This is a genomic window from Paenibacillus sambharensis (assembly GCF_003233845.1).
Classification (GTDB): domain Bacteria; phylum Bacillota; class Bacilli; order Paenibacillales; family Paenibacillaceae; genus Paenibacillus_I; species Paenibacillus_I sambharensis.
Map to the genome: position 1 here is coordinate 15,749 of NZ_QKRB01000045.1, position 19,849 is coordinate 35,597.

Genomic DNA, 19,849 nt, shown 5'->3' on the forward strand with positions numbered 1-19,849 from the left:
TTTGGAGAAGATGAGTAAAACGTTAAAAGTCTATTACTACCCAAAATGCGGCACCTGCCGCAATGCGTTGAAATGGCTGGAGGCTAGAGGCTTTGAGCTGGAGCTGCAGAATCTGTTCGAGCAGGCGCCAACTGAAGGTGAAATCAGGGAGTGGCTGGAGCTGAGCGGTCTGGATGTGAAGAAGTTCTTCAACACCTCCGGCGAGGTTTACAAGGAACAGCAGCTTAAGGACAAGCTGCCTGGTATGACACAGGAAGAGAAGGTTGCCGCCTTAGCAGCCAACGGCAGATTGGTTAAGCGTCCGGTTGTGACCGATGGCAGCCGGTTGACGGTTGGCTTCAAGGAAGCTGAGTTTGAGCAGGTGTGGGCTGAGTAAGGGTTAACTATTTCCGGGGAAATGAATGTTTAAGCAAGTGGTGTAAGGAAACCGGGCTGATTAGGGTATGTGCCGCTCGGTTCCTGCTGGGAATAACCGATTTAGGGGAATGGGTGGTTAGACTTCTATGCGTATATCTATTGAATTGATTCCCAGGGATCTGACCCGGCTCCAACAGGAGCTGGATATGATAACAGCAAGCTACAGACAGATCAATATGGTTAACATCCCGGACTTGATGCGGCTGCAGGTCAGGAGCTGGGAAGGAGCTAAGCAGGCAGTTGACTGTTTGCCTGAAGCCGTTCCTCATATCAGGGCGATTGATTTTGACCTGCGGCAGCCCTTCGTGCTGGGTGAAGAGCTGATGCGCGGCGGTATACGTGAGGTATTGATCGTAGCCGGAGACCCGCCTGCTGACATGAAGCGGAAGGTCTTCCCTACCACTTCAACGGAGCTGATCCGCAAGCTAAGACAGGAATATCCGGAACTGAAGGTTTATGCAGCAATTGACCCTTACCGGGCCGGCCTGCGTGAAGAGCTTGAGTATGCACAGCGCAAGCTTGAGGCAGGAGCGGCAGGCTTTTTTACCCAGCCGTTCTTCGACCTGCGGCATATGGAATTATTTGCTGAGCAGCTGGAGGGAATTGAACTCTATTGGGGTGTTTCACCCGTCATGACGGACGGTTCGCAAGGCTACTGGGAAACAAAGAACCGAGCGGTGTTTCCGAGGGATTTCAGGCCGACGATGGAATGGAATGTGGCTTTCGCCCGCCGTGCCCTGCAGTTTGCGAAGGATTCAGGGAACTATTTTTATTTTATGCCGATTAAAGTTGATCTTAAGACTTATTTGGATGGTGTATTTGCCGAATAAAAAGTGACACAGCGGGTCCGTCCAGGACCCGCTTTTTCTCTGTAAATAATTCTCTGGGCCGTGGAAAGAGAGGCTTAGGACCTAAAGATTCGCCAAAAAACCAAGAGATTCATTGACGATTTATGTCGTAAATTTGTATAATTTTAATGCTGAACGTATTGGCATTATTATACATGCACCTACTGTCTCCATCAGGGTATGTCACCGGGAGCTGTACGGCATAGTCGGAGGGACAGAAGTGGATAAGCTGACAGTATTCAATGAACGCAACAAACTGCTTGTGAAGTTAGCCTGGTTATCGGTTGTGCTGGGGGTTGCCGCATCGGTTTTGGCGAAGAGCAACACGGAGACGGTTCTTGTTGTGGCTGGTGTGGGAGGAAGCATTTCGGCTGTCTTTACACTGCTAACGTATAAGAAGTGGCTCGTTCCGTACATTCAGTACATTGCGGCGGTGCTGTTGAGTGTGCTCGTGTACTCCTTCGCGGCTACGACGCCTAATGTGAACTCGCTAATTCTCCTTTTTTATGCATTTGCCATCATTACACTCTATCATAATTACATATCCATCTTGATTAATGGATTTATAGGACTTGTACTGATTAATATCTTCTACCAGGTCTACCGGACTGAAATATTCGGTGAGCTTGGGGTCGCCGGCTTTATTTCGCTTAATGTCGTCTTCAGTCTGGTCATGCTGATTACGGCTCTTCAGGCCCGAATCGGCGCCAAGCTTCAAGAAGAAACCGAGAAGAAATCCGCCGAAGCGCTTGCTTCCCAGCAGCAGGTGAGGGATATGCTGAAGGAGATTAAGCAAACGGTGGGTACCTTGTCAACGGTCCACACTTCACTGGACAGCCATCTGACCGAATCGGGCGAGGTTACTACTGAGCTCGCGGCAACCTTCCAGGAAGTATCAGCTGGCGTCGCTTCCCAGGCTTCCAGTGTCAGCGGGATCAGGGATTCCATTCAGGGGATCGACGGAAAAGTGACGACTGCGAGCGACAGCTCCCGCACCCTAATCGAAATTTCTCATAAGACAACTGATCTGACTAGGACAGGCAATGAGGAGCTGGGTTCGCTTAATGAGCGGATGCGCCAGGTATCAGGTACGGTAGACCAGGTTTCAGTGCTGATGAAGGAACTGCAGGAGCAGAGCCGCAGCATCGCAGAGCTGCTGCTGCAGATCGAGGAAATTTCCAATCAGACGAATCTGCTCGCGCTTAATGCATCTATTGAAGCAGCGCGTGCTGGTGAGCATGGCCGTGGATTTGCGATTGTAGCCGGAGAGGTGAAGAAGCTGGCGGAGTCAACCGGCAGTGCGGCAGAAAAGGTGGAAGCGATGATCCGCTCCATGCTGGATAAGACCGCTCACGTGGCGGCATTTGTGGAGGAAAGCCGTGTTGAAATGAAGCAGGGCCTTGCTACTACGGAAAAAACCAATCAGGTATTTCATCAGATTCATGAGAATACGGTGAGTGTGCAGGAGCAGACCGATGGTTTGACGCAGCTGCTTGGTGCTCTTAAGAAGGATTCGAACGTAATTGTGAATGAAGCCGTCTCAATTGCCAATATAACGGATCAATCCAGCGCATCGGTCGAGCAGGTGCTGGCGTCAGTTGAGCAGCAGAACGGCCGGATGAGTACAGTTATGGATGATTTCCGGAAGCTGACGGTTATTATTGAACAGCTGGAGAATCTGACCAAGCGGGCTGTCTGAGACGAATCTATGTTATAATGTCTGAAAAGAACATAGGAGCGATCGATAGATGGAACTGGCACAGGAGCAGCAGCCGCGGGCGCTGCTTGTAGATGGAATGGCGCTGTTGTTTCGCGGGTTTTTCGCCAATTCGTATGGAGGTTACATCCGCAAGACCAATGCTGGGCTTCCTACTAATGCGGTCTATGGATTTGTGAAGTATTTGCTGGATGCCTGCAAGGTATTTCAGCCTACCCATATTGTGTGCTGCTGGGATATGGGCAGTACAACGTTTCGGACCGGACAATATGCCGGGTACAAAGCCAATCGTCCTGAAGCGCCGAACGAGCTGCTGCCGCAGTTTGATTTGGTCAAGGAGGTTGTTGAGAGTTTTGGCATACCAAATGTCGGTGTAGCCGGGTTTGAGGCTGACGACTGTCTTGGCACTTTGGCCAAGATGTATCGTGAGCATGCCGAGGTTTTCATCCTAACAGGTGATCATGATATGCTGCAGCTGGTCGATGACCGAACAACTGTCGTGATCATGAAGAAGGGACACGGGAATTATGCGGTCTATACCCCGCAGTTCCTGCTGGAGGAAAGGCAGCTCAGCCCAGCCCAGATTGTTGATCTCAAGGGACTAATGGGAGATACAAGTGATAATTATCCGGGGGTACGCGGCATCGGCGAGAAGACGGCCTTGAAGCTTGTGCTTGAGTATGGATCAATTGACGGCATACTGGCTAATCTGGACAGTCTGTCGAAGTCGGTACGAACGAAGATAGAGGCAGATCTTGAGATGCTGCATATGTCCAGGGACTTGGCTACAATCCGCTGTGATGCTCCCGTGGAGCTTGAGTGGGAACGCTGTTTGTGGGTGATGGACAGGACAAGCGTGGCAAACAAGTTTGAAGAGCTGGAATTTGGCAGTCTGATGAAGCTGATTGGGTAAACCGTTTGCGGCACAATAAGCAATCTTACTTTCGTAAAAGACCTAGCTGGTAACGTGTCAAGCGTTGCGGCCAGGTCTTTTTTTTCGGTAATTAGGGCTGTTTTGTTTGCGCACAGCATGGAATCGCTTGACAGGACTAGTATTATGTTTTACTATTTAAACAGTAATAATTACTAATTATAAAGTGCGTTCACGGGTTTTAGGACAACAAGGGGTCTATAGATTGTTGTTAAAAATTATGTTAGTTTGTGTTCGTAAATTTTACATGTGGGGGGCTTGTATGGAGAAGTCAAATCGTTCAGACGGTGTATTCAAGCTGCCGGTTACCGTACTCAGCGGCTATCTTGGTTCGGGTAAGACGACGCTGCTGAATCACGTGCTGCATAACCGTCAAGGACTGCGGGTTGCCGTCATTGTCAATGACTTGAGCGAGGTAAATATTGATGCAGGATTGATCAAGGATGGAGGCGGTTTATCTCGGACTGATGAGAAGCTGGTAGAAATGTCCAACGGGTGTATATGCTGTACGCTTCGTGAAGATCTGCTGCAGGAGGTCGAAAGGCTGGCTGGAGAAGGACGCTTCGATTATATACTGATTGAATCTACCGGGGTCGGGGAACCGCTTCCAGTCGCCCAGACATTCAGCTACCGGGATGAGGAGCAGGGCATAGACCTGACCGAGTACTGCCGGCTGGACTGCATGGTAACGGTGGTAGATGCCTACCGGTTCTGGCATGACTTCTCGTCCGGCGAGACGCTGCTGGACCGGGGTCAGGAGGTAGGGGAAGAGGACAGCCGTGACGTTGTTGACCTGCTGATTGATCAGATCGAATTCTGTGATGTTCTGGTGCTGAATAAGTGCGATTTGGTAAGTGAAAAGGATCTGGCAGAGCTCGAAGGTATTCTTCGCAAGCTTCAGCCAAGGGCGAAGCTTATCCGTGCCGTACACGGGGAGATCGAACCGGCTGAAATCATGAATACCGGGTTGTTTGACTTTGAGAAGGCAAGCACATCCGCCGGTTGGATCAAGGAAATGGAGAAGCCTTCTCATACACCTGAAACAGAGGAATACGGCATCTCGTCGTTTGTATACGAGCGCGCGATTCCCTTCCATCCGCAGCGGCTTGCTGAATGGATGGCGAATTGGCCGGAGGAAATTGTGCGTGCGAAAGGAATCGTCTGGCTGGCTACCAGGAATTTGACCGCGCAATCGATCAGCCAGGCGGGCCCCTCCATCCAGTTTGGTCCGGCAGGCTACTGGGTGTCTGCACTGCCGGAGGAAGAGCGGCGCCAGCTGCTGCTTGAGGAGCCAGAGATTATGGAAACCTGGCATCCGGTATACGGAGACCGGATGAACAGAATTGTATTCATCGGCATGGATATCAACCGGCAGGAGCTGGAAGCAGCACTTGACCGCTGCCTGTTGAACGATGAGGAATTGGGCAAGGATTGGAAGTCTTTCGCTGACGAGCTGCCTGGTGCAGCCATGGAGACTGAGATGGCCTCCGTCAATTAAACGAGAGGGGTGAATGAGCATGAGAGTTATAGTAACTCTAGCCTGCACAGAGACAGGCGACCGCAATTATACGACCACGAAGAACAAGCGGACACATCCAGGACGGCTGGAGATGCGCAAATACTGCCCACGGTTGAAGCGGCATACGCTTCACAGGGAGACCAGATAGAGGATGGCGGCTGATTAGCCATCGTAAACGATACAGCCCGCCTTGTTCAAGGGCGGGCTGTTTTTTGTATTGCTTTACGTATTTTATGGACGTGTAGTTAAGCGAATGACGTTCCAAGAAGCAGGAGCAAGCTGAGCGCTGATCTTGGCTCCGTCGGCTTTCGCATTGCCGCCTGTATGCGGCTTGACCGTTCCTGGCGACTGGGCGGTATTAACGGCCTTAAGATCTTCATTTTCCAGGACGAGATGCTCAACAAGCTTGCAAGCTCCGAAGCTTCTGAGATCCGCTTCGAAGGACAGCTTCTCGCTTAAGTGACGGTTCACCGCGAAGATGGTGATCTCTCCGGTTTCTTCATTGTGGGTCGCGACCGACTCCAGATAAGGGACGTCCGTGATCTCCTTCGTATCATACTTAGGCGATTGGATGAGCGGTACCAGTGACTGCCCGCGGCCGTAAAGCGATGCGTGCATGAACGGATAGTAAATCGTCTGAGCCCATGCGGAACCGCCATTTTCAGTCATGATTGGTGCAATGACGTTGACAAGCTGAGCCAAGCAGGCCATCTTCACACGGTCTGCGTGCTTCAGCAAGCTGATGAGCATGCATCCTACGACAAGAGCATCCTCCATATTGTAGATGTCTTCCAATTGCGGCGGAGCAATTTGCCACGGATCCAGCTTTTTGTCGGATTCGTGCGAGTGGAACCAAACGTTCCATTCGTCGAAGGAGAGAAACATCTTTTTCTTGCTGCGTTTCTTGGCTTTCACGTAATCGCAGATGGCAGTCACACTGTCGATAAACTCATCCATCTGCACGGAACGCGCCAGGAAGGTGGCCGTGTCGTTGTCGGGATTTCCATAATACTGGTGCAGGGAAAGGTACTCGACATGGTCATAGGTATGATCGAGTACGGTCGCTTCCCATTCCGCGAAGGTAGGCATCGCGAGTGCGGAGCTTCCGCAAGCGACAAGCTCAATGGAAGGATCGACCCATTTCATGACTTTGGCTGCTTCATGTGCGAGTCTTCCATATTCCTCGGCTGTTTTGTGGCCGATCTGCCATGGGCCATCCATCTCATTGCCGAGACACCATGTCTTGATGTTATGCGGCTTACGATAACCGTGGCTGGCTCGGAGATCGCTCCAATAGCTGCCTGACGGATGGTTGGCATATTCGACGACATTCCGTGCTTCATCAATGCCCTGTGTTCCCAGATTGATGGCCCACATGACGTCAGAACCGGCTGCCTTGGACCAATCCACGAATTCGTTCATACCGAATTGATTAGGTTCTACCGTTCTCCATGCGAGGTCCAGCTTGCGCGGCCGGCTCTCGAGGGGACCGACTGCGTCCTTCCAGTCATACCCGGAAACGAAATTTCCGCCCGGATAACGTATGATGGGTACGCGCAAATCCTGAACCAGGCGAAGTACATCTTGGCGGAAGCCTTGCTCATTCGCCTGAGGGTGACCTGGTTCATAAATACCCCCGTATACGGCCCGGCCGAGATGCTCAATGAATGAACCGTACAACCGATCGTCAACATTACCGATAACAAAATCCTTATCCACTACCATTTTTGCCAGCAAAGCCATTCTGATCACACCTTTTCCAGAAATAATGGTTTGAATTACATACAGGACGTTCTAAGTAAATTAGATCATAGTTGCCATATTCTTTTCAATATTATAAATTTAAAACGCATACTTTTTATCTTGAATTTATATTTATGTGATTTTAACTAGGCGGTGGGGATTTGGTAATGAAGGTGAACGGGGACCCTGAATATATGGCGCTTTACGAAGCATTAGCCAGTGAGGTCAGATGGAGAATTATGGAGCTGGTCTCAGCCCAAGAGATGAATGCAAAGGACATTGCGACTTGCCTGGGTCTTACACCCGGTATCGTGACCATGCACCTCAGGAAACTGGAGCAGGCAGAATTGATAAGCTGTCAGCGGGTCCGGCGCAACGGGGGAACGCACAAGCTGTGCCGTCTCAAACAGGATGTTATCGAGATCGAACTGCCGTTTCAGGCTACAGCCCGTTCAAGTCGTGAGCAGTCGATTCCCGTTGGACATTATACGGCGTTCGAGGTTTTCCCAACTTGTGGACTGGCGACCAAGGAGAAGTATATTGGACACTTTGATGATCCGCGTTATTTTCTGGATCCCGAGCGGGTGAATGCGGCCATTCTATGGTTTGGCAGGGGTTATGTCGAATATAAGACACCAAATTACTTATTATCGGGAGATAATCCAGAGGAGATTGAAATTTCCGCTGAGTTTGCTTCAGAAGCTCCGGGGTTAAATGATCACTGGCCGTCGGATATCCGGTTCGTATTCAACGGCGTGACGCTTGGTACGTGGACAAGCCCGGCTGATTTCGGAAGAGCTGCCCGCGGAAAGCATACCCCGGACTGGTGGATGAGGGACGTTAATCAATACGGATTATGGAAGACGATTCGGGTGAATGCGGACGGCACGTTTATTGATGAGGAGCGGCTGTCCGATGTTACAATCGGAGACTTAAGACTGCACGAATCTTTCTGGACCTTGCGGTTTGCGGTGGATGAAACCGCCGAGCACGTAGGAGGATTGACGCTATATGGCTCCGGATTTGGCAACCATGACAAGGACATTGTGGTTAAAGTCTATTATGCCGGGAAATAATCATTTAGCACTGGAACATAGACGCTGCGGCAAGAAGATCTCTAACACAAACCAAGGCTGCCGTTTAACCCGGCAGCCTTGGTTTGTGTTAGAGATCCGGGATTGCTAGCTGACCTTGATCCTAAGGTTCATCCATTACCTCAGGAGCAGCGTTGCCTACGCCTTGATCCCCCGGGAAATCGCGGTCCAGTCCCTTGTGAAGCTGCCGATTCTCATAATCGAAACGATTGGGCGGGCGCTGATCAATTCTCCAGGGTCTGCTCTTCCCGAGTGATTCGGTAAGCAGCGCTGCTCCATAAGGACCCTCCGGAAATTCCTCGGCGGTCAGATCGTTGCGCTGTGATTCGACCGTACTGACATCACGGTACGTTCTCCGGTCTTCCTGCTTGAAGCCGTCAGCCACTAGAATCCCTCCCTTAATGGTGGTCTACCATTAAGATGCCCCAGTTAATCGGTAAAATTCACCGTGCCGACAACAAAGTAGAGAAACTGCTCCAGTTCAGCGGCTTCCTCGTCCGAGAGCTTGAAGACGTGAGCGAGATAGCCCTCTTCCTCCAGATCATCCGCGCCAAGAATCGCTGTTATGCCATTCTGTAAATCCGTTACGAGCTTCTTCCCGTAGAAACGGCTCGTGGTTGTAATGGACAGATCGAACCGCTTCATACCAGGCGTGATAAAGGTTACGAACCGTGTGGAAGTATCCTCAGTCGTATCAGACATAAAATCATAATCAGGCAGCATATTAGACCTCCGGGTTTAGATGTTGTTAGCTTCATTATAACTCTACTCCCGGAAAACTCCACTTTAAAGCTCTTCTTGTTCGTCTTGTCAAAAGCATACAGAGGTGGTATATTGAGTGCAGTCGAATATTTGATCGTGAGGAAGCACCTCTCCGCAGCTAAGCCGGAGGGGTGCTTTTTTTGTATGTACTGCCTGTGTGGTGGAGCTGCGGTGAGGGCACCCGGTCAGGGTTCGCAATAATCGGGAGGTGCAGAAGATGAGAGTTGTTTTCTTGAACACACTGGAGAAACAGCAGGAAGACGGGCGGGTTGTAACGGCGCAGGTAACCATCGGGGAGGAGCATGGCCGCTGGAGCGTTCAATGGCTGGAAGAGACAAATGGTGAGAGCAATCTTTGGTACGAAGGTACCTCATGGGAAGAGATGCTGGCAGCCTTCCGGCACGGTGCTGCCGTGAAGATGGGAGATGGCTATGAGCCAATGCTTGATGGCATGCTGGACGACCGCAAATCGGTATCTGGAGGGATCGCCGGGATGCTTCAATGTTACGCTGAGCAGCATGTCCGGGAGGAAATATTCGAAGAGCTGCGCGAGTGGCGCAGAGGCCGTGCGGCAGAAGAGAAGAAGGCAGCCTATGTTGTTGCCAATAACCGGATGCTGCGCATGATTGCGGCTTTTATCCCGCATACGGAGGAAGAGCTGAAGAATATACCGGGTTGGGGGGAAGCACGTACTGCCACTTATGGTTCGGCAGTTCTGGACATAACGACCCGTTATGAACGCTCGACGGCGTTTCCGCTCGACTGGGTGGAGGGTCAATTGGACCAGGAGATCTATACGAAGTGGCTGTTCCGGCAGAAGGAGGACAAGTACCGGATGGAAATGCAGCGTCATCAGGTGAACCGGCTGATCTTAAGCGGAATCCGTGAGGGCAGCAGTCTAGATGAGCTGCAGGAAGTATCCGGCATGCAGCGCAGAGACTTAATTATCCGAATTGAACAGCTTGATGAGGCCGGTTATGATACGACCCCGCTGTTAAGACAGGAGCTCGAGCGTTATCCGCAGGAGGAGCAGGAGAAGATTATTCTGGCCTTGCATACGGTTGGGGATATGTATCTGAAACCAGTCCTTCAGCATGTTTATAACGAAGAGGAGCTGCAGGGTAAGCCGCTGGAGCCGCTTTATGAGAAATTACGGCTAATCAGGCTTCATTATCGTCACAGCACAGGGGTGAAGGCAGGTTAATTTAGCGATCCTGCTGTGGCCGAGGGGTGGATCTGACAAAAACAGTAGTATACTTGACCCATATGATCAAGTATAATAGGAGCATAGAAGATGATCGAATAATGTCGAACAGAAGGGGGAAATGACATAATATGAAGGCAGAATATATCAATCCGTTTCTGGAATCGGCAAGAGTCGTCATTGAGCAGATGGTCAGTATCCGCCCGGAAACCGGGCAGCTAGGCATTAAAGAAGTTATTTTCGTCGAGAACTATATCTGGATACAAATTGGTATGACAGGTCAAATGAGCGGCGATATTGTATTTGGTATAAGTGAGCCTGTGGCTTTGAAGCTGGTTTCAGCTATGATGGGCGGGTTTGCAATTACTGAAATAGATGAGATTGGCAAGAGTGCGATCTCGGAGCTTGGCAACATGATTAGCGGTAACGCCAGCACGATGCTGTTTAATCAGGGCGTCAAGGTTGATATTACACCACCTAAGGTATTGCATTCCGCGCAGGCAGCCGGTTTTACTCCTCATAAAGCACTCACCATTCCGCTTATAATGGAAGGGATCGGCGAACTGGATATCCAGGTACTGATCGCGTAACATTTTACTCCCCGGCAGGGGAGTTTTTTTTGCTTATTGTGCCAGATTTTTAGTAAACTGATAAGCAGGTGATGCGAAATGCTGACAGGGAAGAAAGTACTGATAACCGGTGCAAGCAGCGGTATTGGGGCATTAACCGCCCAAATGCTGGCAAAGCGGGGGGCTGTCCCGATTCTGACCGGACGTAACGAAGCGAAGCTTAAGGAGGCGTCCTCGCTTATTGGGGGCAGGCACGGCGTCTACGTTCTGGATGTGAATGACAATGCAGAGGTACAACGGGTCACGCAGCAGATTATAGCAGACTACGAGGGCTTGGACGTGCTTCTTAACAATGCAGGTTATGCCGTCTTTGATTATTTTGAAGACGCGAAGGTTGAAGATTTTGAAGAGATGATGAATACGAATTACATGGGAATCGTCCGGTGTACGAAGGCAATTCTTCCCGTCTTTCTCCGCCAGGGGTATGGGCAGATCGTGAATGTCGCCTCAATGGCAGGGAAGATTGGAACGGCGAAGTCTACCGCTTATACGGCGACCAAGCATGCCGTACTGGGGTTCACGAATGCGCTGCGGGCTGAGATGAAGGGCAAAGGGATAACGGTGTCAGCCGTCAATCCGGGACCGATTGACACACCGTTCTTTACGAAGGCCGACCCGGAGGGGACTTATGTCCGGAACGTCCAAGCCTTTATGATGAAGCCCGAACGGGTATCCGCTGCCATTCTGAAGGTGATTGATAAAGGAATTGCGGAAGTAGATCTTCCGCTGTCGGCCGCTGCCGGAATCAAGCTGTATCAGCTGTTCCCGAGACTGGCAGACAGACTGGTCGGCCCTATGCTTAATAAAAAATAGTTTACAATCGAGACGCGGCATGAGGAGGATCATCATGGTGACAAGCTGGGAGCAGCTGGAACTCCGTTCCGAGCTTATCGGACAGTTGAAGGATTTTGAAATAACCGAACCGACAACGGTTCAGCAGGAAGCAATTCCTGCAATCGCATCCGGAAGAGACTTATATGCCAGATCTCAGACGGGTACGGGAAAGACGCTGGCCTATCTGCTGCCGCTGCTTAACCGCATGGATGCGGCTGTCCCGGATATTCAAGCGGTTGTACTTGCGCCGACACAGGAGCTCGCCATGCAGATTGTCCGTGTGGCGGAGCGCTATGCGGAGGCTTGCGGACTGCGGGTGCAGCAGCTGATCGGGGGAGCCGCATTGAAGCGGCAGGTTGAGAAGCTGAAGCTGAAGCCGCATCTCATTGTGGGAACGCCAGGCCGGATTAATGAGCTTGTAGGCCAGCGCAAGCTGAAGCTGCACAACGCGCGAACGATCGTGATTGATGAAGCGGACCAGATGTTTGAGCTTGGCTCGACCAAAGAGGTTGAAACGGTTATATCGGCTCTCGGCCCGGACCGCCAGATCGCCTTCTTCTCGGCGACGCTTCCAGAGGAGATGGAACGGCTTGCCGGCAGATGGATGAAGGAACCCGTGCGAATTGATGTGCAGCCTGAGCACCGGGTGGCTGAGACGATTAGCCACTATTACATCTTTAGCGAAGGCAGGGACAAGTTTGAGACGGCGAAGAAGCTTCTGCATGCCTTTGCGCCATCCTCGGCGCTTCTGTTCATGAATGACACAGACCAGATCGCGAATTGGGAAGCGAAGCTTTCGTTCGAAGGATTTACTGTTGAATCCCTGTATGGAGACGCAGATAAGCTGAAGCGGTCTCAGACACTTGAGCGTTTCAGAAGCGGCCGGTGCCAGCTGCTGCTTGCGACCGATGTCGCGGCAAGAGGGATTGATATCGAGCATCTGCCGCTTGTGCTGAATATCGATGCGCCGCAGGACCCCGACCGCTATGTGCACCGCGCCGGGCGGACAGGCCGGATGGGCCGGGAAGGTACCGTTTTTACAATCGTAACCTTCCGGGACAGTTACCTGGCTGAGAAGCTTTCCAAGCGCCTTGGTATTGAAATTAAAGAACGGGTCCTGTTCGGCGGGAAAATTCTGGCGCGTGAAGAGCTGAAGCGCGGCACAAGGAATAGTTCTTCCCCAAGGAGCGCTGGAACCGGCAGAACTCCTGCAACCAGGGGAGATAAGGATGTCAGGAGTGGTAAAGGACGCTCAGGAGATGCAGGTAAGGGCGCATCCAGCGGCTTGACCGGAGCTCCGTCTTCCCCTGCAGGCCGCAAGGAGCTTCCCCCAGGGCACGGCAGAGAGGCTGTAAGGAAGCTTTCGCCAGCCAAGGCAAAGGCGGAGAAGGAGAAGGAACGGAAGAACAAGGGAGCGCCCAAGTGGCTTAAGGCCAAGCGTGAGAACGGCAGCGAAGATCAGCAGAAGTAGAAGCATTAAGCCCAGGATGAGCAATCTCTTAATGACGGGCATTTGCTGGCTGCCAGCCTAGATTTGAGCCGCAGGTAGATGCGCTGGCTGCACCAGTGGATACCCTGCGGCTGTTTCTCATAGCCGGGCCAAACTATGAATATGAGGTGATACGGTGAGCAAGGAACCGATCTTGAAGGTAAGCGGGCTCACAGGAGGATACAGTCCAAGGAAACCTGTTCTGCATGATGTAACCTTCGGAATTCAGCCGGGGGAAATGGTGGGCCTCATTGGACTTAACGGTGCGGGTAAAAGCACGACAATCAAGCATATTCTGGGTTTGATGCAGCCTCACAGCGGAGATGTGCGCATCAAGGGTACGTCGCTTGATGATAACCCGGAGGTATACCGTTCGGCATTTGCCTATGTTCCAGAGACACCGGTGCTGTTTGACGAGCTTACGGTAGAGGACCATCTCCGTTTGACCGGAATGGCTTACGATGTGCCCGATTCCGCCTATACGAAGCGATGCGACGACCTGCTTAAGGAATTCCATATGAATCCGAAGAGAAAAGCATTCGCAGGCCATCTGTCCAAAGGGATGAAGCAGAAGGTCATGCTGATGAATGCGCTTCTGGCAGAGCCGCCGCTGTACATAATCGACGAACCGTTTGTGGGTCTTGACCCGCTAGGCATACGTTCGCTCCTTGAGCGTCTTGTAGAGGTTAAGCGCAAGGGGGCGGCCATTCTGATGAGCTCGCATATTCTTGCGACTGTAGAGTCGTACTGCGATCGTTACCTGGTGCTTCATGGCGGCAGACTGGTGGCCAGCGGTACCCTGGAGGATGTCAGGAAGACTGCAGGCGATTCTGCTTCTTCACTGGAAGAGGCCTTCTACAGACTGGTCATAGAAGAGGGAGACACCAATGGACCGGTCGCTTGAGGGGCTGTGGCGCAGACGGTCGGCCGACTTCTGGAAGGAAGCATCCCCTTACATCCGTTACATGCTGCAGAGCGGTTTTCCCGCCTTTCTCTCTCTCGTCGGCATTGCATTCCTCGTCAGCTATGGCAGCTTCCTGAGACAGGTGCCGGAGCATTACCCGATTGCCTTGACGGGAGCCGCCGTACTGCTGCCATTCGTCTGCTGGTCGCCGCTGCGCAGCTGGCTGGTTCCAGCGGATACCGTCTTTCTGATGCCGCGGGAGAGTGGAATGAAGCCTTACATACTCCGCTCGGCAAGGCGCGGCCTAATTGTCACATCCATCTGGACGGCGGTCGTTCTGATCGCTTTTCTGCCGCTTTACTACAAGGGAACAGTGCCGGTGCATCCGCTGGCAGCGGCAGCCGTGCTGGCCGTGCTGAAATGCCTGCATGCCTATGCAGCATGGATAGAGAGACGAATGACCTATTCGTCTGCCCGCAGATTGTATCGTCTGCTGAGGTGGGCACTGACCATCATCATACTCGTATCCTTGTTTACCTTCCCGCTGTGGAAAACACTGCTGTTCCTGCTCGGAGCCGCAGGTGTCGTATACGCGGCGCTCAAGCTGCCGCGCAAGCACAGATTTCCTTGGGAGCGGCTGATCATCGAGGAAGCGCGGACGAGACGGGGGTACTACCGTTTCTTCAGCATGTTTATTGATGTTCCTGCTGCAGGGACTGCAGTGGCCAAGCGCGCTTATCTGTCCTGGCTGCCATCTCTGGTGCCCTACAGGAGACGAAGCACTTATACCTTTCTGTATACCCAGACGATTACCAGAACGGAGACCGGAGGAATTCTGCTGCGACTGACAGGACTTGGGGCGCTGTCCTCGTTCTTTGCTGCGCAGAGCGGGTCACTTAACGGCTGGGCCGCTGTCGCTCTCTGCTGCTTGTTCACAGCAGTGCTTGGCATGCAGCTGGGAGCGGTCCGCCATGCCCACCGGTATACGGTATGGCAGCATGTATATCCGCTGCCTGTCGCGACGCGCTTTCAGTCGCTGCTGAGGGCTGCGCGCACTGCACATCTCATCTGTGCCGTACTGATTGCATGCTTTACTGTCATTCCGCTGGCTCTTCAGAGCTTGTGGCTGCCGGCAGCGACTGCCGCACTGTTCGTGCTTCTATATGCGGCTGTCATTGCCCCTTACCGCCTCTCAGCGAGAATGGCTAAGGAGAACGAGGATGACTAACAGATTCTAAGGAGGAAATTAATCATGGGAGATCCGCGAGTGAAGGAATTGGCCCGCATACTGGTGCATCATTCGATTGATGTGCAGCCCGGGGAGAAGATATTAATCATGGGAGATGCCGAGACGGCTCCGCTCATTAAGGAGGTTTACCGCTCGGTACTGAAAGCCGGGGGGCATCCCATGCTGCAGGTTGGCCTGGCCGAGCTGAACAAAATTATGTACGATGAGGCGAGCAGCGCACAGCTTGATGATGTAGACGTGCTTGAATGGCTGTATCATCGGGCTGATGGTCTGATACGCATTCTGGGTTCTGCAAACAACAAGGAACTGACGAACGTTGATCCCGAGAAGCTGAAGCAGCGCAGCCGTGCGACCTCCAAGCTTTCCCGTTATCTGATGCAGGGCGGCGCCAAGTGGGTGCTCACGATGTTTCCTACACAGGCGCAGGCACAGGACGCGGACATGTCGCTGGAGGAGTATGAGCATTTCGTCTACAGTGCAACCAATGTGGATTATGCGGCGATGGAGCGCTCCATGCTCGGTGCTATCGAGAAGTTTAACGCGGCCAGCAAGGTTCGTATTGTCGGCAAAGAGACGGATCTGACCGTTGATATCGCGGGCCGTTCGGCAGTTATCTGTGCAGGCAACCGCAACGTTCCCGATGGGGAGTTCTATTTTTCTCCGAATCACCTGCTCACGGAGGGCCATATCTATTATGAATGGCCAACCATTTATAACGGCAGGGAGATCTCGGGCATCCGACTGCGTTTTGAGAAGGGCAGGGTAGTGGATTCTTCAGCGGAAAAGGGCGAAGAAGCGCTTGCTGCTGCGCTGGATACGGATGAGGGGGCAAGATTTCTTGGCGAGCTTGGGATTGGCGTAAACTATGGCATTACACGGCCAACCAAAGATATTCTGTTCGATGAGAAAATCGGGGGCTCGGTCCACCTGGCTCTTGGACGAGCCTACGAAATGGGCGGCGCCGGCAATGAATCCGATATTCACTGGGACATGGTGAAGAACCTGAAAGATGGCGGCGAGATTTACTTGGACGGTGTTCTGGTCCAGAAGAATGGCCAGTGGGTATTCTGAGCCTGAAGATGGCTGCGATTCCTTCCCTTCCCTAGAACTGCCGGGCTGCCCGCTCAAGCTGCAGGCAGAACGAACGGTTATGCATAATGAAGAAGGAAGACAGGTCATAACGGTTATTGGCCGGCTCCAGAGTCACGAGCAGACGATGACGCATCTGCTTTATGGCATGCTGCACGAACTGATCGGCCCGTCTGGTACGCTCGCAGGTTACGTAAGCATACAGGGAATGATCGAACGGTTCATCCAGCAGGCTGACACCGGCACAGGAAAATTCCGTTTGAATGCCAGCTCTTCTGAGCGCCTGAAGCGCAGGAAGCAGCTCGGCATCAACGGCGGTGTCGTCCCAGCCGACTGTTTGCTTTGGCTTCTTGACCAGCTTGTCCCGTTCCACCCAAACCGCAAGCTCCTGTTTCCGGCGAATCCACCGTTCCCGGGAATGGGAGCTTATTATATTTTCTGCATGTTCGTGCTGTGCGTTCGTCATTTCAACTACCCCTTTAAAGTTCCTTCTGCAGAGCTTCCCGCTGCTATGAATGTCCGGTCGAATGAATAGCTGATATGGGATTCAAGACGCTCGCCCGCCAGGTGCCTTCTTACTAATTCTCTTCCGGAATCGGGCGTAATATCTCTATACCATACTCCTTCAGGATAGGCGATTACAACACATGCATCCGCACAGCGTCCGTTGCAGCGGGTGCGGGTGGTATGAATTAGGCGGTCGGCATTAAGGGCGGAGATTTCCTCTCTTATGGCCTGTGTGACTTCTTCCCCCAATCGCTTCATACAGCTGCCGCCATTGCAGATCAGCAGGTGACAGCTGGTCTCCTCCAAGTTCCATGTAGCCATTACGGGCTCCTCTCTGTACTTCATCCAAAATATGCCTTGTGAACTTACACATCCATAAGATTTCACTGCATCGGGCAGAAACTAATAGTAATTATTACTATTATAATAACAAGTATATGCGTGAGCGTCAATTTCGACCTGTATATAATAAAGGCTGTCACGGTCGATATTGGCCGTGACAGCCTTGGTGCTAAGCTGCTTAGTGGCGGCGCTAGACTCCGGTCTTGGCAGCCGTGACGTCCTGAACAGCCTGATAGATCGTATCATACAGCTCTTCCAGGTGAGGCTCCTCAATACAAGAAAACGCGACCCGAAGATCGGTTTCTCCCAGAGCGATTGTACCGATTCCATATTCATCCAGCAGCCGCTGACGCACGGATTCGGCATCTGCCTCTTTGAGCTTAAGGCACATGAAATAACCTGAGTTAAACGGATAATAGGTCCATACATCTTCATAGCGGCCGCTGTCGAGAAGCTCCTTAACCCGGTTGGCACGGCCCTTCATGATCGTGTACTTCTCTTCCTTCTGGGCTTCAAATTCCGGTGAATTCAGTGCATGCAGTACGAACGTCTGGGTAGGGTGCGGGCCGCTCGAGATCGTGGCACGGATAATACCCAGTGTCTTCTGCTCCAGCGCATTCAGCAGGTCAGCCGACTCGGATGCATAGGTGATGAAACCGACGCGGAAGCCCCATACATACTCTTCCTTCGTAGCCCCGTCCACCTTCACAGCAAGAACTCGCGGATGCAGGCCGGCAAGCTTGCCGAAGAGCGACTCTTGTGCAGAGTCCTCGAAGAACAGGCCGAAGTATGCGTCATCGGTAACCGCTACGACGTTTACCCCGGCTTCCGCTGCATCACGGATCGCTGCTGTGATTTCGTCATATTCCTGAGCCCCCGGCGTGTAACCGGTCGGATTGTTCGGGAAGTTCAGCAGAACGATCGCCTTGCCTTTGTCTTTCTGCGCGAGCAGCGCTTCCCGCAGCGCGGCGCTATTGAATCTGTATTGTTCATTATAGAGCGGATACTCGACGATTGTGGCGCCGCGCCGCACGCCGAAGGTCAGCTCATAATTTTCCCAGTTCTTGTTAGGTATAACGACGGCATCACCCGGCCCTGCGAACAGGTCAGCTACAATACTGAGCCCGTGCGTGAGCGCGTTGGTAACGATCGGATTGCCGAATGACTTTCCTTCGAGGGAAGGGTTTTCCTTCAGCATCTTGGACCGCCAGGCTGTACGAAGCTCCGGTTTGCCGGCAGGAGGGGCATATTCATACAAGTCTTTCGGATTGTAAGCGGAGAGTGTCTCCTGAATCACTTTGAGATGCATCGGCTGGCCCCCTTCGGTGGCGATGCCGATCGTTGCGTTGAACTTCTTCGCCTTGGCTTTGGCCTCCGCTGACTGGCTAAGAATACCTACCTTTGGGAAATAGATGGCTTTGCCAAGGTCGGACAATACAGCGTGGACATGCGGATTTTCCCGCTCAATCGTTTCATTCAACTGCTGGGCAAGTGGGTTCATGAATTCTTCTCTCATCCTTCCGAATAAGTCGTATCTTGGTCTCATGTCATGCAGAAACCGTTTGGCGACTATTATAACATCTTTTGGATACAAGGTACTATGATAAATGTCAGTTTTTTTGACGATGCCGGGACTAGTTGCGCGTTCTTTCACCCCTGTTGTATCATGACATCAGCAAGCCAGACAGGTTGAAGCTTAGGATTAAGGAGTGCCGATATGCTGCATGTTTCGCCCTCATCGCTCGTTCTGCTGCCGGCTTTCGCCAAAATTGTGTGTGAGCCCGGATGGAAATGGCAGAAGCGGGAAAAACCGATGGCTAACTATGATTTGTTCTATGTATGGAGCGGTGAAGGGGAGGTCGTCCTGAACGGGCGTCCTTACAAGGTGGGTAAGGGGAGCTGCTTCTTGTTCCGGCCGGGCGACCATACAAGCGCGACCCATGATCCGCAGAAGCCGCTTGTGCTGACCTATATTCACTTTGATGTGAATGAGCAGGTTGATATTATACCGGAGGCTTATCGCCGTCTGCATGAAGTGGTTGATTTTGAGTACCTGCTCTCGCGTTACGTCAGGCTCTTCCTTATCCAGACCTACGCAGCGGAGGAGGAAGCCAGACTGGTGCTCAAGATGCTGCTGATCCATCTGCTGCGCGAGGATAATGAAGGGCCAGTGGAGCGGAAGGCCAGTAATCAGCTGACCGAATCCATTCATGAGGTAGCCAATTATATTCGGCAAAATCCCGGCATTGCTCATCGTGTCGAGGACTTGGCGAAGCGCGCGCAGCTGTCTCCACGATACTTCTCGATCAAATTCAAGGAAATGACGGGCATGTCGGTGCAGACCTACATGATTCGGACCCGGATCGAACGGGCCCAGCATCTGCTGATGCATGCAGGCATGAATGTGACGGAAGTGGCGGATGCGCTAGGCTACCGGGATATCTTCTTCTTCAGCCGGCAGTTTAAGCAGTATACAGGAAAGAGTCCATCGGAAATCCGGTAAGCGGATTACAAGGCTGCAGGCGAGTGTGCGAGAATCGCCATGAGAAGCAGGAGCAAGAAGCACGGCTA

The 19,849-nt window shown here is 52.2% G+C and carries 21 protein-coding genes; 15 read left to right on the forward strand and 6 right to left on the reverse strand.

Annotated features, from left to right (window positions below; genetic code table 11):
• The first annotated feature begins 10 nt into the window (after nucleotides 1–10).
• The 6 genes from DNH61_RS14505 to rpmG all read left to right on the forward strand — a co-directional run bounded on the left by DNH61_RS14505 (nucleotide 11) and on the right by rpmG (nucleotide 5,580).
• Nucleotides 11–376: an arsenate reductase family protein gene (locus tag DNH61_RS14505; RefSeq protein ID WP_111147448.1), complete on the forward strand. Its 366-nt coding sequence runs from the start codon at nucleotides 11–13 to the stop codon at nucleotides 374–376.
• 127 nt (nucleotides 377–503) lie between these two features.
• On the forward strand, nucleotides 504–1,247 hold the full coding sequence (locus tag DNH61_RS14510) for a methylenetetrahydrofolate reductase (RefSeq protein WP_111147402.1): 744 nt from the start codon (nucleotides 504–506) through the stop codon (nucleotides 1,245–1,247).
• A 238-nt stretch (nucleotides 1,248–1,485) separates the two neighbouring features.
• A complete protein-coding gene (locus tag DNH61_RS14515; RefSeq protein ID WP_146241030.1) occupies nucleotides 1,486–2,964 on the forward strand; it encodes a methyl-accepting chemotaxis protein in 1,479 nt (492 codons plus the stop codon).
• A 49-nt stretch (nucleotides 2,965–3,013) separates the two neighbouring features.
• Nucleotides 3,014–3,895, forward strand: a complete 882-nt coding sequence (locus DNH61_RS14520; RefSeq protein WP_111147404.1) for a 5'-3' exonuclease — start codon at nucleotides 3,014–3,016, stop codon at nucleotides 3,893–3,895.
• A gap of 280 nt (nucleotides 3,896–4,175) precedes the next feature.
• Nucleotides 4,176–5,411, forward strand: coding sequence for a GTP-binding protein (locus DNH61_RS14525; protein ID WP_111147405.1), 1,236 nt, complete (start codon nucleotides 4,176–4,178; stop codon nucleotides 5,409–5,411).
• Between the two features lie 19 nt (nucleotides 5,412–5,430).
• Nucleotides 5,431–5,580, forward strand: a complete 150-nt coding sequence (rpmG, locus tag DNH61_RS14530; protein WP_111147406.1) for a 50S ribosomal protein L33 — start codon at nucleotides 5,431–5,433, stop codon at nucleotides 5,578–5,580.
• 83 nt (nucleotides 5,581–5,663) lie between these two features.
• Here rpmG and arfA read toward each other — a convergent pair whose 3' ends face one another.
• Nucleotides 5,664–7,175, reverse strand: a complete 1,512-nt coding sequence (arfA, locus tag DNH61_RS14535; protein ID WP_111147407.1) for an arabinosylfuranosidase ArfA — start codon at nucleotides 7,173–7,175, stop codon at nucleotides 5,664–5,666.
• Between the two features lie 167 nt (nucleotides 7,176–7,342).
• Between arfA and DNH61_RS14540 the strand changes: the two genes are divergently transcribed.
• Nucleotides 7,343–8,251: an ArsR/SmtB family transcription factor gene (locus DNH61_RS14540; protein WP_111147408.1), complete on the forward strand. Its 909-nt coding sequence runs from the start codon at nucleotides 7,343–7,345 to the stop codon at nucleotides 8,249–8,251.
• 121 nt (nucleotides 8,252–8,372) lie between these two features.
• On the opposite strand, the gene DNH61_RS14545 is transcribed toward DNH61_RS14540, so the two are convergent.
• Together DNH61_RS14545 and DNH61_RS14550 are read right to left on the reverse strand one after the other, a co-directional pair.
• Nucleotides 8,373–8,654 carry a hypothetical protein gene (locus tag DNH61_RS14545; protein ID WP_111147409.1) on the reverse strand — a complete coding sequence of 94 codons (282 nt, stop codon included), beginning with the start codon at nucleotides 8,652–8,654 and terminating at the stop codon, nucleotides 8,373–8,375.
• Between the two features lie 44 nt (nucleotides 8,655–8,698).
• The gene (locus DNH61_RS14550) at nucleotides 8,699–8,992 is read right to left on the reverse strand and encodes a DUF3055 domain-containing protein (protein WP_181438720.1); all 294 of its coding nucleotides are present in this window, start codon (nucleotides 8,990–8,992) and stop codon (nucleotides 8,699–8,701) included.
• 256 nt (nucleotides 8,993–9,248) lie between these two features.
• Between DNH61_RS14550 and DNH61_RS14555 the strand changes: the two genes are divergently transcribed.
• The 7 genes from DNH61_RS14555 (at nucleotide 9,249) to DNH61_RS14585 (ending at nucleotide 16,411) form a co-directional block, all read left to right on the forward strand.
• Entirely contained in the window at nucleotides 9,249–10,235 is a 987-nt protein-coding gene (locus tag DNH61_RS14555) for an HRDC domain-containing protein (RefSeq protein WP_111147410.1), read from the forward strand.
• 131 nt (nucleotides 10,236–10,366) lie between these two features.
• On the forward strand, nucleotides 10,367–10,825 hold the full coding sequence (locus tag DNH61_RS14560) for a chemotaxis protein CheX (RefSeq protein WP_111147411.1): 459 nt from the start codon (nucleotides 10,367–10,369) through the stop codon (nucleotides 10,823–10,825).
• Nucleotides 10,826–10,903: 78 nt separating this feature from the next.
• Complete coding sequence (locus tag DNH61_RS14565) at nucleotides 10,904–11,677, forward strand: SDR family NAD(P)-dependent oxidoreductase (RefSeq protein WP_111147412.1); 774 nt, start codon at nucleotides 10,904–10,906, stop codon at nucleotides 11,675–11,677.
• 34 nt (nucleotides 11,678–11,711) lie between these two features.
• Nucleotides 11,712–13,169, forward strand: a complete 1,458-nt coding sequence (locus tag DNH61_RS14570) for a DEAD/DEAH box helicase (RefSeq protein ID WP_111147413.1) — start codon at nucleotides 11,712–11,714, stop codon at nucleotides 13,167–13,169.
• Between the two features lie 154 nt (nucleotides 13,170–13,323).
• Nucleotides 13,324–14,091 (forward strand): ABC transporter ATP-binding protein, encoded by a 768-nt coding sequence (locus tag DNH61_RS14575; protein ID WP_111147414.1) that lies wholly within the window; start codon nucleotides 13,324–13,326, stop codon nucleotides 14,089–14,091.
• Complete coding sequence (locus tag DNH61_RS14580) at nucleotides 14,075–15,319, forward strand: ABC transporter permease (RefSeq protein WP_111147415.1); 1,245 nt, start codon at nucleotides 14,075–14,077, stop codon at nucleotides 15,317–15,319. Before DNH61_RS14575 ends, DNH61_RS14580 begins: the two co-directional genes overlap by 17 nt.
• Nucleotides 15,320–15,343: 24 nt before the next feature.
• A complete protein-coding gene (locus tag DNH61_RS14585; RefSeq protein WP_111147416.1) occupies nucleotides 15,344–16,411 on the forward strand; it encodes an aminopeptidase in 1,068 nt (355 codons plus the stop codon).
• A 31-nt stretch (nucleotides 16,412–16,442) separates the two neighbouring features.
• On the opposite strand, the gene DNH61_RS14590 is transcribed toward DNH61_RS14585, so the two are convergent.
• The 3 genes from DNH61_RS14590 to DNH61_RS14600 all read right to left on the reverse strand — a co-directional run bounded on the left by DNH61_RS14590 (nucleotide 16,443) and on the right by DNH61_RS14600 (nucleotide 18,779).
• The gene (locus DNH61_RS14590) at nucleotides 16,443–16,895 is read right to left on the reverse strand and encodes a hypothetical protein (RefSeq protein WP_111147417.1); all 453 of its coding nucleotides are present in this window, start codon (nucleotides 16,893–16,895) and stop codon (nucleotides 16,443–16,445) included.
• 5 nt (nucleotides 16,896–16,900) lie between these two features.
• Nucleotides 16,901–17,257 carry a (2Fe-2S) ferredoxin domain-containing protein gene (locus DNH61_RS14595; RefSeq protein WP_111147418.1) on the reverse strand — a complete coding sequence of 119 codons (357 nt, stop codon included), beginning with the start codon at nucleotides 17,255–17,257 and terminating at the stop codon, nucleotides 16,901–16,903.
• 211 nt (nucleotides 17,258–17,468) lie between these two features.
• Nucleotides 17,469–18,779: an aminotransferase class I/II-fold pyridoxal phosphate-dependent enzyme gene (locus tag DNH61_RS14600; RefSeq protein ID WP_111147450.1), complete on the reverse strand. Its 1,311-nt coding sequence runs from the start codon at nucleotides 18,777–18,779 to the stop codon at nucleotides 17,469–17,471.
• Nucleotides 18,780–18,995: 216 nt separating this feature from the next.
• Here DNH61_RS14600 and DNH61_RS14605 point away from each other — a divergent pair, with 216 nt between their 5' ends.
• Complete coding sequence (locus DNH61_RS14605) at nucleotides 18,996–19,781, forward strand: helix-turn-helix domain-containing protein (RefSeq protein WP_111147419.1); 786 nt, start codon at nucleotides 18,996–18,998, stop codon at nucleotides 19,779–19,781.
• The last annotated feature ends 68 nt before the right edge of the window (nucleotides 19,782–19,849 follow it).

Bases quoted from the DNA above. Each gene is read 5' to 3' on its own strand.
- DNH61_RS14560 (WP_111147411.1), top strand. From the start codon at position 10,367: ATGAAGGCAGAATATATCAATCCGTTTCTGGAATCGGCAAGAGTCGTC.
- DNH61_RS14555 (WP_111147410.1), top strand. From the start codon at position 9,249: ATGAGAGTTGTTTTCTTGAACACACTGGAGAAACAGCAGGAAGACGGG.
- DNH61_RS14605 (WP_111147419.1), top strand. From the start codon at position 18,996: ATGCTGCATGTTTCGCCCTCATCGCTCGTTCTGCTGCCGGCTTTCGCC.
- DNH61_RS14505 (WP_111147448.1), top strand. From the start codon at position 11: ATGAGTAAAACGTTAAAAGTCTATTACTACCCAAAATGCGGCACCTGC.
- rpmG (WP_111147406.1), top strand. From the start codon at position 5,431: ATGAGAGTTATAGTAACTCTAGCCTGCACAGAGACAGGCGACCGCAAT.
- DNH61_RS14580 (WP_111147415.1), top strand. From the start codon at position 14,075: ATGGACCGGTCGCTTGAGGGGCTGTGGCGCAGACGGTCGGCCGACTTC.
- DNH61_RS14600 (WP_111147450.1), bottom strand. From the start codon at position 18,779: ATGAACCCACTTGCCCAGCAGTTGAATGAAACGATTGAGCGGGAAAAT.
- DNH61_RS14550 (WP_181438720.1), bottom strand. From the start codon at position 8,992: ATGCTGCCTGATTATGATTTTATGTCTGATACGACTGAGGATACTTCC.
- DNH61_RS14540 (WP_111147408.1), top strand. From the start codon at position 7,343: ATGAAGGTGAACGGGGACCCTGAATATATGGCGCTTTACGAAGCATTA.
- arfA (WP_111147407.1), bottom strand. From the start codon at position 7,175: ATGGCTTTGCTGGCAAAAATGGTAGTGGATAAGGATTTTGTTATCGGT.
- DNH61_RS14595 (WP_111147418.1), bottom strand. From the start codon at position 17,257: ATGGCTACATGGAACTTGGAGGAGACCAGCTGTCACCTGCTGATCTGC.
- DNH61_RS14565 (WP_111147412.1), top strand. From the start codon at position 10,904: ATGCTGACAGGGAAGAAAGTACTGATAACCGGTGCAAGCAGCGGTATT.
- DNH61_RS14590 (WP_111147417.1), bottom strand. From the start codon at position 16,895: ATGACGAACGCACAGCACGAACATGCAGAAAATATAATAAGCTCCCAT.
- DNH61_RS14520 (WP_111147404.1), top strand. From the start codon at position 3,014: ATGGAACTGGCACAGGAGCAGCAGCCGCGGGCGCTGCTTGTAGATGGA.
- DNH61_RS14585 (WP_111147416.1), top strand. From the start codon at position 15,344: ATGGGAGATCCGCGAGTGAAGGAATTGGCCCGCATACTGGTGCATCAT.
- DNH61_RS14510 (WP_111147402.1), top strand. From the start codon at position 504: ATGCGTATATCTATTGAATTGATTCCCAGGGATCTGACCCGGCTCCAA.
- DNH61_RS14570 (WP_111147413.1), top strand. From the start codon at position 11,712: ATGGTGACAAGCTGGGAGCAGCTGGAACTCCGTTCCGAGCTTATCGGA.
- DNH61_RS14525 (WP_111147405.1), top strand. From the start codon at position 4,176: ATGGAGAAGTCAAATCGTTCAGACGGTGTATTCAAGCTGCCGGTTACC.